The sequence below is a fragment of the Actinomadura bangladeshensis genome (genome assembly GCF_004348335.1).
Lineage (GTDB): Bacteria > Actinomycetota > Actinomycetes > Streptosporangiales > Streptosporangiaceae > Spirillospora > Spirillospora bangladeshensis.
The window spans coordinates 1-14,908 of sequence record NZ_SMJW01000201.1 but is presented as its reverse complement, the minus strand read 5'-3'; the positions used below and the strand labels follow the sequence as shown (position 1 = coordinate 14,908).

Annotated in this window: 13 protein-coding genes and 1 pseudogene; 8 read left to right on the top strand and 6 right to left on the bottom strand. The window is 71.9% G+C overall.

What is annotated here, in order from left to right:
* Nucleotides 1-757 (bottom strand): annotated as a pseudogene (locus tag E1284_RS29945) (hypothetical protein); the annotation flags it as partial.
* Nucleotides 758-1,346: 589 nt separating this feature from the next.
* On the opposite strand from E1284_RS29945, the gene E1284_RS29940 reads away from it, so the two are divergent.
* Nucleotides 1,347-2,552 carry an alpha/beta hydrolase gene (locus E1284_RS29940; RefSeq protein WP_131943509.1) on the top strand — a complete coding sequence of 402 codons (1,206 nt, stop codon included), beginning with the start codon at nt 1,347-1,349 and terminating at the stop codon, nt 2,550-2,552.
* 114 nt (nt 2,553-2,666) lie between these two features.
* Here E1284_RS29940 and E1284_RS29935 read toward each other — a convergent pair whose 3' ends face one another.
* On the bottom strand, nt 2,667-3,038 hold the full coding sequence (locus tag E1284_RS29935) for a DUF2255 family protein (RefSeq protein ID WP_131943508.1): 372 nt from the start codon (nt 3,036-3,038) through the stop codon (nt 2,667-2,669).
* A gap of 123 nt (nt 3,039-3,161) precedes the next feature.
* Between E1284_RS29935 and E1284_RS29930 the strand changes: the two genes are divergently transcribed.
* The 3 genes from E1284_RS29930 to E1284_RS29920 are packed head-to-tail and all read left to right on the top strand — an operon-like array spanning nt 3,162 to nt 5,493.
* The gene (locus tag E1284_RS29930; protein ID WP_207924030.1) at nt 3,162-3,566 is read left to right on the top strand and encodes a GntR family transcriptional regulator; all 405 of its coding nucleotides are present in this window, start codon (nt 3,162-3,164) and stop codon (nt 3,564-3,566) included.
* The gene (locus E1284_RS29925) at nt 3,563-4,438 is read left to right on the top strand and encodes an ABC transporter ATP-binding protein (protein ID WP_131943507.1); all 876 of its coding nucleotides are present in this window, start codon (nt 3,563-3,565) and stop codon (nt 4,436-4,438) included. The genes E1284_RS29930 and E1284_RS29925 overlap by 4 nt, the downstream gene beginning before the upstream one ends.
* A complete protein-coding gene (locus E1284_RS29920; RefSeq protein WP_131943506.1) occupies nt 4,435-5,493 on the top strand; it encodes an ABC transporter permease subunit in 1,059 nt (352 codons plus the stop codon). The genes E1284_RS29925 and E1284_RS29920 overlap by 4 nt, the downstream gene beginning before the upstream one ends.
* A 70-nt stretch (nt 5,494-5,563) precedes the next feature.
* On the opposite strand, the gene E1284_RS29915 is transcribed toward E1284_RS29920, so the two are convergent.
* Nucleotides 5,564-6,211, bottom strand: coding sequence for a winged helix-turn-helix transcriptional regulator (locus tag E1284_RS29915; RefSeq protein WP_131943505.1), 648 nt, complete (start codon nt 6,209-6,211; stop codon nt 5,564-5,566).
* Between the two features lie 126 nt (nt 6,212-6,337).
* On the opposite strand from E1284_RS29915, the gene E1284_RS43745 reads away from it, so the two are divergent.
* Together E1284_RS43745 and E1284_RS29910 are read left to right on the top strand one after the other, a co-directional pair.
* On the top strand, nt 6,338-6,463 hold the full coding sequence (locus E1284_RS43745) for a hypothetical protein (protein WP_279433083.1): 126 nt from the start codon (nt 6,338-6,340) through the stop codon (nt 6,461-6,463).
* A 40-nt stretch (nt 6,464-6,503) separates the two neighbouring features.
* Nucleotides 6,504-6,713: a DUF4287 domain-containing protein gene (locus E1284_RS29910; RefSeq protein WP_131943504.1), complete on the top strand. Its 210-nt coding sequence runs from the start codon at nt 6,504-6,506 to the stop codon at nt 6,711-6,713.
* 2 nt (nt 6,714-6,715) lie between these two features.
* Here the strand turns inward: E1284_RS29910 and E1284_RS29905 are convergent, their stop codons facing one another.
* On the bottom strand, nt 6,716-7,474 hold the full coding sequence (locus tag E1284_RS29905) for an IclR family transcriptional regulator (RefSeq protein WP_131943503.1): 759 nt from the start codon (nt 7,472-7,474) through the stop codon (nt 6,716-6,718).
* A 178-nt stretch (nt 7,475-7,652) separates the two neighbouring features.
* Between E1284_RS29905 and E1284_RS29900 the strand changes: the two genes are divergently transcribed.
* Nucleotides 7,653-9,587, top strand: coding sequence for an acyl-CoA dehydrogenase family protein (locus E1284_RS29900; RefSeq protein WP_131943502.1), 1,935 nt, complete (start codon nt 7,653-7,655; stop codon nt 9,585-9,587).
* Between the two features lie 198 nt (nt 9,588-9,785).
* Nucleotides 9,786-10,607 (top strand): class I SAM-dependent methyltransferase, encoded by an 822-nt coding sequence (locus tag E1284_RS29895; protein WP_131943501.1) that lies wholly within the window; start codon nt 9,786-9,788, stop codon nt 10,605-10,607.
* Between the two features lie 273 nt (nt 10,608-10,880).
* On the opposite strand, the gene E1284_RS43740 is transcribed toward E1284_RS29895, so the two are convergent.
* On the bottom strand, nt 10,881-13,775 hold the full coding sequence (locus E1284_RS43740) for a helix-turn-helix transcriptional regulator (RefSeq protein ID WP_279433082.1): 2,895 nt from the start codon (nt 13,773-13,775) through the stop codon (nt 10,881-10,883).
* Nucleotides 13,776-13,817: 42 nt separating this feature from the next.
* Nucleotides 13,818-14,849, bottom strand: coding sequence for a CaiB/BaiF CoA transferase family protein (locus E1284_RS29885; protein WP_131943500.1), 1,032 nt, complete (start codon nt 14,847-14,849; stop codon nt 13,818-13,820).
* Between the last annotated feature and the right edge of the window lie 59 nt (nt 14,850-14,908).

Below are 14,908 nucleotides of genomic sequence, written 5' to 3'. Positions count from 1 at the left end.
CGCCGGCCGGCTCCTGCGTCACCGACAGGCCCGGCGCCGACAGCGACAGCGCGAGCCGCGCCAACCGCGGATCCTTGGCGGCTTCGGCCGTCTTCACCACCAGCGTGTGCGCGAACCCGTCCGCCTCGGCCCGCAACAGCAAGTCGACATCCGCGCCCAGCACACCTCTATAAGTGGCGGTGTCCCCGTCGAGGGTGGGCTCGGGGAGCGGGGTCGGCCATGTCAACGCCAGTTTGTGACCGGCCCGCGTCATCTGCACCATCGGGCCGTCGCCCCCGCCGGAGAACCTCAGCCCTACCGTGGACGCCCCCGGCACCACATCCGCCCCCGAGCGACGCAGGCCGGTGTCGATGTCGGCCCATCCCCCGTCCCGGCGGGCCCGGATCGGCCGGACGTGCTGCTCGACCTCCACCCGCCCGTTCGGCAACGCCCGCACCGTACGACTCTCACCCCGACCGGCCAGCACCTCCACCGGTGCCCCCGACTCCCGCGCCGCCGCGAGCGCCTGCCCTTCGGTTAACGCGGTCTCGGGTGCCTTCTCCTCAGCATGCGCCGACGGCACCGCCGCCCAGCCGGGAATCTGCAGCAATGCGACCGCCATCAACACTGCAAAAAGGCCCGCCAACCAGCCCGAACGCCGCAAAAGCAACGGACTTAAACGGGGCGTACGACGACGCACAGCAATGACGACACGACGACCCATAAAGACCCCAAGGGCATAAAGGTTGAGTAAAGCACTCATAACGTAAACGGTCACATAGCCCGCGTAAATACCTCGGATGATCTTCGTTTTGTGATCTAGATCACATTACATTCACGTACTCCAATGCCACCTCTCGGACATCTTTCCTTAATTACAAGGGTGTAAGCACGCTGTCGTGTGGATCAGGATGTCTATCCGAGAGCCACACCGACTGGCTGAACACCGTCGTCCGTCCGGACGGACGATCCGATCTACGGCTTTTCGCGCCGGCGGGCCGCGAGATCGGGCTGCCTGACCTGCACCGCCGCCACCGGCCCTGAAAAAGCGTCGCATCCCCAGCGCGACATAGCCCTTCCGGCAACTGACGGCCACGGCCGTCCGAGCCATCGTGATGCCCCCGGGCTCTACCGGCACGCCTGGACGGGTGGGCAGGCCTGGGAGTTGTGTGCCCTCGGCCAGGGCTGGGCGGACGGTCTTGGCGGTCTCGCCCGTCACTGCGGCGGCGGCAACGATCGACGGCCACGCGGCATCCGACGAAAGTCCGGGGTGGTCTCGCCCGAGTCGTAGTCGCGGCAGCCTTTCGGCCGATGCCGCGTCCGTCCTGCCGGGCCCACTCTTGAGGTCCGTTGAGCGAGGAGGACGCATGCCTTACGGCTATCTGATCAGTACGGTGCTCGCCGCTGGTGCCACGGCGGTGGCGCTTGCGCCGCCGCGCAGGCCCCGGAGGCTGGTCGACATCGGCTTCCGGATCAGTACGGTGCCCAACGAGCTGCCCTTCCTGGTGTTCTTTCTGGTTCTCGCTTCGACGCTGCTCGCTGCGGGGCAGCGGGATCTCGGGTCGCCTGGTGCGTTGGCCGTGCTCGGGCTTGCCGTCCTGACCGCTGCTGGGCTGGCGGTCGTCGTGCGGCGGCAGTTGGCGGCCGGGCCTGTTCTGGACGCTGCTCTGCGTGACGGGCTCGGGGACGGGTGGCGCGCGGAGTTGGATCCCGGGCTGGCGGGCGGGCTGCGTCGGCGGCTTCCGTACGGTCGCATCCTGCTCGGGGTGCACGTCTGGCGTCGGGACGTCGAGCGGATCGCCGACCTCCGGTACGGCGAGGCCCGGCGCAATCGGCTGGACGTCTACCGACACCGCTCCGCGCCCGGGGGCGGGCCCGTGCTCGTCTACTTCCACGGCGGCGGCTACTTCAGCGGGCGCAAGAACCGCGAGGCCCGGCCGCTGCTCTATCGGCTGGCGAGCCAGGGGTGGGTGTGCGTCAGCGCGAACTACCGGCTGCGGCCCGATGCCGGCTTCCTCGACCACCTGACCGACGCCAAAAGGGTTCTTGCCTGGACGCGCGAGCACGGGCACGCGTACGGCGCCGACACCGGCATGCTCGTGATGGCGGGCAGTTCAGCAGGCGCGCATCTGACCTCGCTGTGCGCGCTCACTCAGAACGACCCCGCCTACCAGCCGGGATTCGAGTCGGCTGACACGTCCATCACCGCCGCCGTGTGCCTGTACGGGTACTTCGGCGACTACTACGGGCACGACGAAGGGTCCGGTACTTCGCCGGTCGATCACGTGCGCGCCGATGCGCCCCCGTTCCTCATCGTGCACGGCGATGCCGACACTCTCGTCCCCGTGCGGGAGGCGCGCCGCTTCGCCGGTGCCCTGCGCGGTGCCTCCGATGCCCCGGTCGTGTACGCCGAACTGCCCGGCGGTCAGCACGCGTTCGACCTGTTCCACTCGCTGCGCTTCGACCGCGTGGTGGACGCCGTCGAGTCGTTCGCCGCCTGGGTCAGGTCGCGCCCCGCCACCGACGCGCCCGCCGAGCGGCCGGGACGTTGTCTCCAACCGCCATTCGCGTAGCCGATATCGCCGCCGACCAGTCGGCCCGCCGCCTGGACGGGCCGGCGGTCGGCGCGAGCCGGGCCTGCGGAACGCGGTCATCGCGGCCGCGGGGCGTCACCTGCGGACGGGTGGTCAGCGCGGGACGAGTCTGAGGGTGGTGTCCCTGGGGCCGGGGCGGGTCATCGGCTCGGCGAAGGGAGTGCTCCCGTACTTGGCCATGTAGGCGGCATCGACCTGCTCGTTGACGGACGGGTCGGCCTCGTCGACGAACGCCACGTCCCTGGTCGCGCCGTCGGCCCGGATCTGGCCCCGGTGGCTGCCCTCGGCGGTCCGGTACCAGTGGCCGCCCGGGCCGTTGACCGAGCGCACGTACATCTCCTCGCCGCTGCGGACGATCCAGATCGTGGTAGGGCTCCGCAGCGTGCCATCGCCCTGTTCGGGCGCGATCTGGATCTCGTCGGCGCCGCCGAGGCGGTCCAGGTCGTCATTGCTCCATGTCGTCATGCCGGTTTCATGCCCCGCTGGACGGCCTCATGCGTGACGGCCGCATGCATTGAGCTGGGACTTCGTCCGATCGCATTGACACCGAGGAGCACTGCACATCTAAAGTACTAGCATCCTAGTTAAATGGAGGTGGCGGTGATCGAGTTCCATCTGGACTCCGGGTCGGGGGTGTCGCCGTACATGCAGCTCGTCCGACAGGTGCGGCACGCGCTCCGGCTCGACCTGCTGCGGGTCGGCGACCAGCTGCCCACGGTCAAGGACGTGGTGGCGCAGCTCGCGATCAACCCGAACACCGTGCTCAAGGCGTACCGGGAGCTGGAGCACGAGGGGCTCGTCGCGCCGCGTCCGGGCATCGGGACGTTCGTCACCCGGTCCCTCGCCGGCGAGTCGCTCGCCGCGCACGGCCCGCTGCGCAAGGAGCTGGAGCGCTGGCTCGCCAAGGCGCGGATGGCCGGGCTGGACGAGGAGAGCATCGAGGCGCTGTTCACGACCACGTTTCGGTCCGCCCGCGAGGAGGACATAGCATGACCGCCGTTCTGGAGGCCCGGGGGCTGGGCAAGAGGTACGGGCAGCAGTGGGCGCTGTCCGACTGCACGCTGGACATTCCGGCCGGGCGCGTCGTGGGCCTCGTCGGGCCGAACGGCGCGGGCAAGAGCACTCTGCTGAACCTCGCGGTCGGCCAGTTGGCGCCGACGGCCGGAAGCATCCGGGTGCTCGGCGAGCGGCCGGCCGCAGGGCCGGAGCAGCTGGCCAGGGTCGGGTACGTGGCCCAAGACACGCCGACGTACACCGGCCTCAGCGTCGGAGACCATCTGAAGCTCGGCGCCCGGCTCAACCCGCGCTGGGACGGCGCCATCGCGCGCGAGCGGGTCGAGCGGCTCGGGCTCGACCTCGGGCACAAGGCGGGGAAGCTGTCCGGCGGGCAGCGCGCCCAGCTGGCGCTGACCCTGGGCATCGCCAAGCGGCCCGACCTGCTGATCCTGGACGAGCCCGTCGCGGCACTCGACCCGCTGGCCCGGCGCGAGTTCCTGCAGGGCCTGATGGAGGCCGTCGCCGAACACTCGCTCAGCGTCGTCCTGTCGTCCCACCTGGTGTCGGACCTGGAGCGGACGTGCGACTACCTGATCGTGCTGGTGGAGTCGCGCGTCCAGGTCGCCGGTGACATCGATGACCTGCTCGCGACCCACCACCGGCTGACCGGTCCGCGCAGGCAGACGCTGCCGGCCGACCAGCACATCGTGTCCGAGAGCCACACCGACCGGCAGAGCACGTTCGTCGTCCGGACGGACGGCCCGATCCACGACCCGGCCTGGACGGTCGGGCAGATCGGCATGGAGGACCTCGTCCTCGCCTACATGGCACAGGCTCCGCGCCGTCCCACGCTGGAGGCGATCCGATGATCTGGTTGGCGTTCCGGCAGTTCAGGGGCCAGGCCGCGGCGGTGTTCGGCGCGCTCGCCGTCCTCGGCGCCGCCCTCGCCGTCAGCGGGCCCGGCCTGGCCGACGACTACGACCGGGGGATCGCGTCCTGCGGCTCGCAGGACGCCTGCGAGCAGTTCGCCCGGACGTTCTTCACCGACCACCAGGTGGAGTACGGCGCCCTCATCGCGATCGTGACGGCCCTGCCCGCCCTCATCGGGATCTTCTGGGGCGCGCCGCTCATCGCCCGCGAACTGGAGAGCGGCACGCACCGGCTCGTGTGGAACCAGAGCATCACGCGGACCCGCTGGCTCGCCGTCAAGCTCGGCCTCGTCGGGCTGGCCGCGATGGCCGCCGCCGCGATCGCCGTCCGCGCGGCCGACTGGTGGGCCGGGCCGCTGGACGAGGCCGTGACCGACCGCTTCCCGCGGATCGCGCCGGTCGCGTTCGGCGCGCACGGCATCGTCCCGATCGGGTACGCGGCCTTCGCCTTCGCGCTCGGCGTGGCGGCGGGCGTCCTCACCCGGCGCACCCTGCCGGCCATGGCGATCACCCTCGCCGTGTTCGTCGGCGTCCAGGTCGCGATGCCGCTGTGGATCCGCGCCCACCTCATCCCGCCGGAGACCGCGACCGTCGCGATCACGTCGAAGAACATGTCGCAGCTGACGCTGGACCAGGGCACCAGGGCCATCACGGTGCAGACGGACGCGGCGCCCGGGGCGTGGACGCTCGCGAACCACACGGTCGACGCGTCCGGGAACGAGGCCCGGCTGCCCGGCTCCCTGGTCACGGGAGCGTGCGCCCCGCCGCGGGCGGTTCCGGTGCCCGCACCGGGGGCGGGGACGCCGGAGCCTCCGAAGGGGCCTCCTGAGGAGTGCTTCGCCGAGATCGCGCGGCTCGGTTTCAAGCAGAAGGTGGTCTACCAGCCCGCCGGCCGCTTCTGGCCGCTGCAGTGGGCCGAGACGGGGCTGTTCGCCGTCCTCACGCTGGGCCTCTGCGGCGTCTGCTTCCACTGGACGCGCCGCCGCCTCTCCTAGGAGCCGTCCGCCGCCACCGGCGCGCCGTCCATCGGACGTGCCGGTGGCTTCGGCCCCACCCGGTCCCGGTTCAGAAGCGGAACGTCTCGACGAAGTCGTGGAGGAGGGCGGGGTCTCCCTCCACGCGGACACTGCCGTCGGCCAGCGCCTCCTCCGGGCTCTTGGCACCGGTCATCAGGGCGTGGACGCCCTGCTCGGTCAGCCGCTCGACGACCAGGTCCGGGGCGGGGTGCGGGCCGATGCCAGCCGTCAGCGTCCCGTCGGTGATCTGCAGCCGGAGGGTGAAGTCGCCCATGCGGACCTCGTAGCCGACCGTGGCGCCGCGGGCGGCCTCCGGCCGGTAGGTGGTGCGGAAGGCCATGGCGACCGACTCGGCCGTGATGATCTCGCCGGGACGCGGGGCGGTCATGGTGCGCGCACCCCAGCGGCCGAACGCGACCAGCGCCGGTTCGAGATCGCGGCCGTAGTCGGTGAGCTCGTAGACGACGGCGCGTTCGGGGTGCGGCAGCGCGCGGCGGGTGACGATCTCCGCCTCTTCGAGCTGCTTCAGGCGCGACGACAGGATGTTGGTCGGGATGGTGGCCAGACCTTTGCGCAGGTCGGTGTAGCGCTGGGGCCCCGACAGCAGGTTCCGGACGATCAGCAGGGTCCAGCGCTCCCCCACCATCTCCATCGCGCGGGCGAGCCCGCAGAACTGTCCGTACACACGAGCCGTCATGCTGCACATCCTACCGCGAACTTCGATTGACAAAGTGTGGTTGTAAAAGACAAGCTTGCTCTCGTTCGGACACACCACCCGCATCCAGGGCAACATCGACTACTTCCTGTCCCACGTGCTGCTGCCGTGCTGCGCTTCGTCCCGGACGTCGACGCGCTGCGCGCCGGCGGCGTGCCCGTCGCCGGCGGCATCGGGGCCGCTTCGGGCGACGGCGTCCCCACCCGCTCGGCGCCGCCACCAGCGCCGAGGTAATCCACACGACCTTCGCACCAGCGGAACGGAGCATCAGCGCATGAGCACACCGGCTAAGGGCAACCCCGCCAGCTACTTCCCCGCGATCGAACAGAAGTACGGCCGCCCGGTCCAGGAGTGGATCGATCTCATCAACGCCTCTCCCCTGACCAAGCACATGGAACTCGTGGGCTGGCTGAAAACCGAGCACGGCCTCGGGCACGGCCACGCCAACGCACTGGTCGCCCACACTCTCGCCGCACGGAAATAGGGTCAGCCGGGGAGCGTCAGCGCGCGCTGGATTCGGTCGGCGGTGGCATGGAGCCGGTGGGCCGACCGCTCGATCCGCGGGAGTCTGGCCGGGCGGCAGGAGATGGCCAGGGCGCCGACGACGGAGCCCGTCGCGTCCGTGACCGGGACGGCGGCGCAGCCGGTGCCGAGGGCGTACTCCTCGCGGTCGAACCGCACGGCCGCGGACGTCGCGAGCGAGCGCAGCAGGCGTCCCGGTTCGGTGATGGTGTGCGGGGTCAGGTCGACGAGGGGATGCCGGGACAGGTAGTCGCGGCGGGTCTCCTCGTCGAACTGGCTCAGCACGCACTTGCCCATCGCGGTCGCGTGCGCGGCGTCCTCGAAGCCGACCCAGACGTCGACGCGGGGCGCGCGCGGCCCGTCCGCGATGTCGATGAGGCGGATCTCATCGTCCACGTGCATGCCGAAATAGGCGGCGACGCCGAGTTCGTCCCGCAGTTCGACGAGGGTGGGACGGAGCCGGGCCAGGAGTTGCTGCGTCCGGCTCCGCCCGTGCAGGGCCTCGACGCGCTCGCCGAGCAACCACGCGCCGTCCGGCAGCCGGGTCGCGTAGCCCTCGTGGGCCAGGGTGCGCAGCAGGTGGTAGGCGGTGGCGAGCGGCAGGCCGGCCTCGCGGGCGAGCTGCTTGGCGGGCGCGCCGCTCGGATGCGACGCCACCGCCTCCATGAGCCGCAGGGCGCGCTGCACCGAGGCGATGAGCGTCGGTCTGCGTGCCTCACTCATGACGCGCGGCGAACCCCTCCGGCCCGGGCCGGCCGGGCCTCCGGTCGGCTCTGCGTCCATTGGACCACTCCCGGACGTCCGCCGAGCGCCGGTTTCCCGATCCGGCCACGCCCCCTCGCCCGGACGGGTTTCCCGGCGGCCATGGTTTCCCGGCCCGACCTCGGGAAATGCGATCAGCATGAGCCAGCAGACCCAGACGCACGTCGACGAGCGGACGGCCAGGAAGGTCGCCGAAGAGGCACGCGAGACCGAGTGGCGGCTGCCGAGCTTCGGCAAGCAGCTCTTCCTCGGCGATTTCCGGCTCGACCTGATCCACCCGCACCCGCGGCCGGAGGGCGAGAACCGGCGCAGGGGCGAGGAGTTCCTCGCCCGGCTGACCGAGTTCTGCGCCACCCGCGTCGACGGGGCGCTGATCGAGCGCGAGGCGCGCATCCCCGACGAGGTCATCGCCGGGCTGCGCGACCTCGGCGCGCTCGGCATGAAGATCCCGGAGAAGTACGGCGGTCTCGGGCTCAGCCAGCTGTACTACGGCCGGGCGCTGATGGTCGTCGGGTCGGTGTCGCCGGCGCTCGGCGCGCTGCTGTCGGCGCACCAGTCCATCGGCGTCCCGCAGCCGGTGAAGCAGTTCGGCACGCCGGAGCAGAAGGACGAGTGGCTGCCGCGCTGCGCCCGGCAGGTCAGCGCCTTCCTGCTGACCGAGCCCGACGTCGGCTCCGACCCGGCGCGGCTGCGCGCCCATGCCGTCCCGGACGGCGACGACTACATCCTGAACGGCGTCAAGCTGTGGACGACGAACGGCGTCATCGCCGACCTCGTCGTCGTGATGGCGCGCGTCCCCAAGTCGGCCGGGCACCGCGGCGGCATCTCCGCGTTCATCGTGGACATGGACACGCCCGGCATCACGGTCGAGAACCGCAACGCGTTCATGGGGCTGCGCGGCATCGAGAACGGCGTGACGCGGTTCCACGACGTCCGGGTGCCGAAGGCGAACCTGATCGGCGCGGAGGGCGCCGGCCTGAAGATCGCGCTCACCACGCTGAACACCGGGCGCCTGTCGCTGCCCGCGATGTGCGCGGGCGCCGGCAAGTGGGCCGCCAAGATCGCGCGCGAGTGGTCGAGGGAGCGGGTGCAGTGGGGCCGGCCGGTCGGCGAGCACGAGGCGGTGTCCCGCAAGATCGCGTTCATCGCGGCGACCGCGTACGCGATGGAGGCGATGCTCGACCTGTCCAGCCAGCTCGCGGACGACGAGCGCAACGACATCCGCATCGAGGCGGCCCTCGCGAAGCTGTGGGCGTCGGAGATGGCGTGCCAGGTCGGGGACGAGCTGATGCAGGTGCGCGGCGGCCGCGGCTACGAGACCGCCGAGTCGCTCGCGGCGCGCGGCGAGCGCGGCGTACCGGTGGAGCAGCTGGTGCGCGACCTGCGCATCAACCGTATCTTCGAGGGCTCCAGCGAGATCATGCACCTGCTGATCGCCCGCGAGGCCGTGGACGCGCACCTGTCGGTGGCCGGCGACATCATCGACCCGGACGCCTCCACCGGGCAGAAGGCGCGGGCCGCGGCGAAGGCGGGCGGGTTCTACGCGCGCTGGCTGCCGACGCTCGTCACCGGCGCCGGGCAGCGGCCGGGCTCCTACCCCGAGTTCGGGCCGCTCGCCAAGCACCTGCGGTACGTGGAGCGGGCGTCCCGCAAGCTGGCCCGCTCGATCTTCTACGCGGCCGGGCGCTGGCAGGGCGGCCTGGAGCGCAAGCAGGGCTTCCTCGGCCGGATGGTCGACATCGGCGCCGAGCTGTACGCGATGAGCGCGGTCTGCGTCCGCGCCCACGCCGACGCCTCGGCGGCCGGCGGGGTGGCGGGCGGCGCGCCCGGCAAGTCGGCGCTGCTGCTCGCCGACGCGTTCTGCAAGCAGGCGCGCGTCCGGGTCGAGGAGCTGTTCGACGGGCTGTGGCGCAACACCGACGCGCTGGACGTGAAGCTGGCGCGGGCCGTCCTCGCCGGCGACTTCGCCTGGGTGGAGGAGGGCGTCCTCGACCCGTCCATCCCGGGGCCGTGGATCGCGCCGTCCGAGCCGGGCGCGAGCGAGAAGGAGTCGGTGCACCGCACGATCGGCTGACCAGGCGACACGCGGCGGGCAGCCGCGCGGCGCGGTCAACGGTGCGGTCACTGCGCGGTCACTGGGGGCCGTGCGGCGTACACGCATGGATAGACTGACCCGACCTTCGTGCCTGAGATCGGACGCGCCCCGAGCGGGTCGGCTCTTCGATCCGGCGAACGAGAAGCCGAACGCAAACGCACCCAGCGAGCGGGAAGTATGCAGTCACCAGGTCAGAAGAAGTCCATCGCAGGCGCCCTCCTCAAGCTCCTCGGCAGCGGTCCGAAGAAGACCGCGCCGGCCCCCGGGCCCGCGCCCGACGGGGAGATCGTCCAGCCGGCCGCCGGGGAGGGCGCGCTGGAGAACCACCTGGGCGGGGACGAGGCCCGCAACTACCGCAAGTACGAGTACGACACGATCGCCCCGCACGTGGGCCGGTCCATGCTGGAGGTCGGCTCGGGCCTCGGGCACTTCTCCGAGCAGTTCGCCGGACGCCTCGACTACCTCGTCGTCAGCGACAACGACCCGTACTGCGTCGGCGAGCTGCGCAAGCGCTACGACGGCAACGACGACGTCGAGGTCATCGACCTGGCCCTGCCGGCCGAGATCGAGATCCGGCAGAAGGTCGACACGGTCGTGATGATGAACGTCCTGGAGCACATCAAGGACGACGTCCAGGCGCTGCGCGACCTCGCCGCCGTCACCGAGCCCGGCGGCCGCATCGTCATCTGGGTGCCCGGCTACATGCAGCTCTACGGCGACTTCGACCGCAAGGTCGGTCATGTCACCCGGTACACGCCGGCGACGCTGGAGGCGTCGGTCCGGGCGGCGGGGCTCGTCCCCGAGGTGCTGAAGCCGATCAACTTCCTCGGCGGCATCGCCTGGTGGTTCGCGGTCCGCCGCGGCGGCGCCGGCTACCCCGACCCGAAGCTCGTCAAGATCTACGACCGGACGGTCGTGCCGCTGACCCGCACCATCGAGCGCGTGGTCCGGCCCCCGTTCGGGCAGACGGTCATCTGCGTCGCGCGCGTCCCGCGCTGACCAGCGCTCGGGCGACGGCGACGGCGACGGGTCACGGAACCCGGACCGTCGCCGTCGCTTTTTTCTCTCGGCCCGAACGGTATGTCCCGCGCGCCTTCGCGGCCCCGCGCCCACGACACTGGGCAGTGGCCGGTCGGGTCGCGGACCGCCTCTCCGGACGGAGAAGCACCGCCTGCTTCCGCGGGACGCTCCCCGGCCGGCCGGCCACGTAGTTCCCGTGTGGTCCGACGGTTCGGGGCGGGGGACCCGGGAGGGGAGGTCCCCCGCCACGAATCACGCCGGTGTCTTCGGGGCGGCGAAGAGCGCGAGGCGGTGGGCGGTGGCGGCGGCCTCGCCGCGGCTCGCCACGTCCAGCTTGCCGAGGATGTTCGACACGTGGACGCTGGCGGTCTTCACCGAGATGAACAGCGCCGCGGCGATGTCGCGGTTGCTGCGCCCCTCGGCGACCAGGCGGAGCACCTCGAACTCGCGGGGCGTCAGCCCGAGCGGCGCCGAGGCGTCGCCGCGGCGCGGCGCCCGGGTGCGGCGCCGCAGGTCGGCGATCTGCTCGGCGAGGGGCCGGGCGTCCAGCCCGCCGGCCAGCTCGGCGGCGGTGCGCAGCGCGTCCGCCGCGGCGTCGTGGTCGCCGCCCGCCAGCGTCGCCTCCGCGAACCGGAGCAGCGCGCGGACCCGGTGGTAGGGGTTGCCGAGCTCCTCCCACGCGGCGGCGGCCTCGGCCCAGGCGGCCCGGTCGAGGACGCCGCGGGCGCGGGCCAGTTCGGCGGCGAACGTGCGGCAGTGCGCGCGCTGGAGGGCGCCCGCGGAGCGGAGCCCGGCGGCGCGCTCCTCGATCTTCCGCAGCTCACCGGCGGCGGCGTCGCCCAGCTCGGCGCACGCCGCGGCGCCCGCGATCAGCACGGGCCAGGCGTAGCGGGCGTCGTCGGGCAGACCCGGATGGTCGAGGACGGGCCGCACCGCATCGAGCGCGGCGCCGGGACGTCCCTCCGCCAGCGCGAGGTTCGTCTCCAGCCACAGCGTGCTGAAGTAGTCCTGCGTCTTCAGCCACTTCATCCTGAGCTTCTTGAGCTCGCGGGACATGCCGAGCCGCTGCCGCGCGGTCGCCAGGTCGCCGCGCGCCAGCGCCACCCACCCGGTGAGGACGAGCAGGGAGGTGCGGGTGGTGATGGCCGGGTCCTGCTCCAGAGCGTGGTTCATCACGGCCATGGCCTCGTCCCACCGGCCGAGGGAGACCAGCGGTTCGGCCTGGTTGATGGACAGGAACGTGCCCTGGGTGCGGGCCACCCCGTACTCGCGGGCCAGCTCCTTGCCGCGCGCGGCGACGGCGGCGGCCTCGGCGTGACGTCCGCTGCCCTCCAGGAAATGCGACTTGATCACGCAGTAGCGGAGCAGCACCGGATGGTTGCCGGCCCGGTCGGCGGCGGCCTCGACCTCGGCGAGGCCCTCGTCGCACCCGTAGTCGATGTCGGCGCAGAACAGCGTGATGAGCGCCTCGGCCTCGGCGACCGGGTCGCCGAGCTTGCGCGCGATCTCCAGGGACTCCTGCGCCGCGCTGCGGGCCTCGGCGATGCCGGAGGTGATGCGCACGTAGTTGGCGAGCGTCGACAGGGCCCTGGCGCGCAGCACGGTCGGCGGGTCGGCCGGCAGCGCCCGCACCGCCTCGCGCAGGTCCTCGACGAAGCCGGGGCGCGCCATCTGGTTGCGCATGCGTCCGCGCAGCTCCAGCAGCATCGCCCAGCGCTCGGTGTCGCGCTCCCCGGCCGCGGCCTCGACCTCCTTGAGCGCAGCCGTGACGAGCTTGATGCCGCGGTCGTACTCGCCGGCCAGGTCGGCGGCGGTGGCTGCGTCCACCAGCACTTTGACGTAGTCGGCGCCGATTCGCTCCACGGCGTCCGGGACCCGGTCCCATAGCTGGAGGACGCGTTCGAGCATCGCCAGGCACTCGGCGTAGGCGAGCGCCTTGCGCGCCTCACCGGCGGCGCGCCAGGACGCGACCAGCGCCCACGTGCTGTTGTGGGCCTGCTTCCAGTGGTAGCTCAGCTCCACCCACAGCCGCCCGGCGGGGACGAGGGAAGGGTCGTTCTCGAGGGTCTCGGCATAGCGGGTGTGGAGCCGCGTGTGCTCACCCGGCAGCAGGTCGTCGTGGACGGCCTCGCGGATCAGTGCGTGCCGGAACGCGTATCCGTCACCGTCCACGACGAGCACGTTGGCGGCGACGGCGGGCCGAAGCACGCGGGTCAGCGCGGCGTCGTCGAGCCCGGACACGGCCGCGAGCAGCGCGTGCTCGATGCGGGTACTGCCGCCGCTGGCGTCGCGCAGGACGTCCTGCGTCTCCTCGGGGAGCCGCTGCACACCGGCGAGCAGCAGGTCGCGCAGCGATTCGGGCAGCTCGCACGCCAGCTCGCCGTCGTCGTCGAGCAGCGTCTCGATGAACAGCGGGTTGCCCTCGCTGCGGGCCTCGATCCGCTCGACGAGACCCGGCTGCGGGCTGTGGCCGAGCAGCTGGGCGACGAGCGCGGACACGTCGGCGCGGGTCAGCTTGCCGAGCTCCACCCGGCGGACGCGTTCGAGCCGCTCCAGCCCGGCGAGCAGCTGGCGCAGCGGATGGGTGCGGTGCAGCTCGTCCGTCCGGTAGGTCGCGACGATCAGCACGGGCCCGCCGCCGAGGTTGCGCACCAGGAAGGCGAGCAGGTCGCGGGTGGAGCGGTCGGCCCAGTGCGCGTCCTCGATGGCCAGCACGACCGGGCCCTTCTCGGCCAGCCGCTCCAGCAGCGTCAGCACGACCTCGAACAGCCGGGCGCGCTCCTCCCCCGACGCGGCGTCCGACTCCGGCTCCCCGAACTCGGGCAGCAGCCGCGCGAGGCCGCCGGTGTCACCGCGCGGGACCAGCTCGGCGACCCCCTCGATGCCGATGTCCCGCACGAGGCCCCGCAGGACGGTCGTGAACGGCGCGAACGGCAGGCCGTCGGAGCCGAGCTCCAGGCAGCCCCCGACGAGAACGTTCGCCTGCCCCTCGACGGACCGGGCGAACTCCCTGATCAAGCGCGTTTTGCCGAGCCCCGCGTCACCGCCGACGAGTACGGCCCCTGGTGCGGCGGCAAGGGCGTCCCGCAGCTCCGCCAGCTCCACCGCCCTGCCGACCAGCACCGGACTCATCGCACGCACGTTCACGTCACAAGCATGCCAAACGGGTACGACATTCCCACCTGAATTTCAGCGCGTGAGACGCCAGGACTGGCCCCTGTGCGCGTCCAACTCGGCGACGGCCCCCTCGGGAAGCGGCGGGTGGACGCTCGTCCGGACGGGCCCCTCCTCCTGGATCTTGCGCTGCTCGAAGTGGTCGAGGGCGAGCATCTCGGCGTGCGACAGCAGGGGCGCCACGGGGGCTCCGGCCGCGGTCAGCCGCTTGATGGCCTCATCCATAGTGAGCTTCGCCACTGCGGCGGCGACGGCGCCGTCCAGCTCGCCGATCCGCCCGAGCCGCTCCATGAACGGGACATCGGCGTGCTCCTCGATGCCCAGCGCGCGGCAGGACGCGGCCCACAACCGCTCCTCCGACACGACCCCGAGCGTGATCTTCCGGCCGTCCTTCGTCGGGTAGACGCCGTAGCCGGGGACGGGCCCGGCACCCGACCGCTGCGTCGCCTCCGGGACGGTGCCGACCCAGTGCGCGAGGACGTCCGCCATACCGAGGTCGATACGGTCGCCGACCCCGGTGGCGCGGGCCTTGAGCACGGCCGCGGTGATCGCGAACGCCGCCATCGTCGCGGCCGACATGTCGGCGATCGGAAGCTCGTCGGCCTCCGGGGACACGGCGTCCGGCTCCAGCGCCGCGGCATATGCCCGGTAGTTAATGTCATGCCCTGGAACGTCGCGCAGCGGCCCCTCCGCCCCGTATCCGGAGATGGAGCAGTAGACGAGCCGCGGGTTGAGTTCCCGCAGGACCTCGTGCCCGACGCCCAGCCGCTCGGCGACACCGGGCCTGAACCCTTCGACGAACACCTCGGCGTCCTCGGCCAGTTCCTTGAGCCTCGCCCGCCCGTCCGCCGACTTCAGATCGAGCACCATGCTGCGCTTGTGCCGGTTGAGGACGTCGAAGTGGTCGCGGAACATCCGCATCGGCTCCCCGCCGGGCGGCTCCACCTTGATCACATCGGCGCCGAGCTGCGCGAGCAACTGCGTCGCATACGGCCCGGGCCGCCACATCGTCAGATCGAGCACCCGCAGTCCGTCCAACGGCGCCATGCAACCCCCTCACTCGACAAGCCGACGCCCACACCGTGCCCCCTGTCCTTTATAAACAT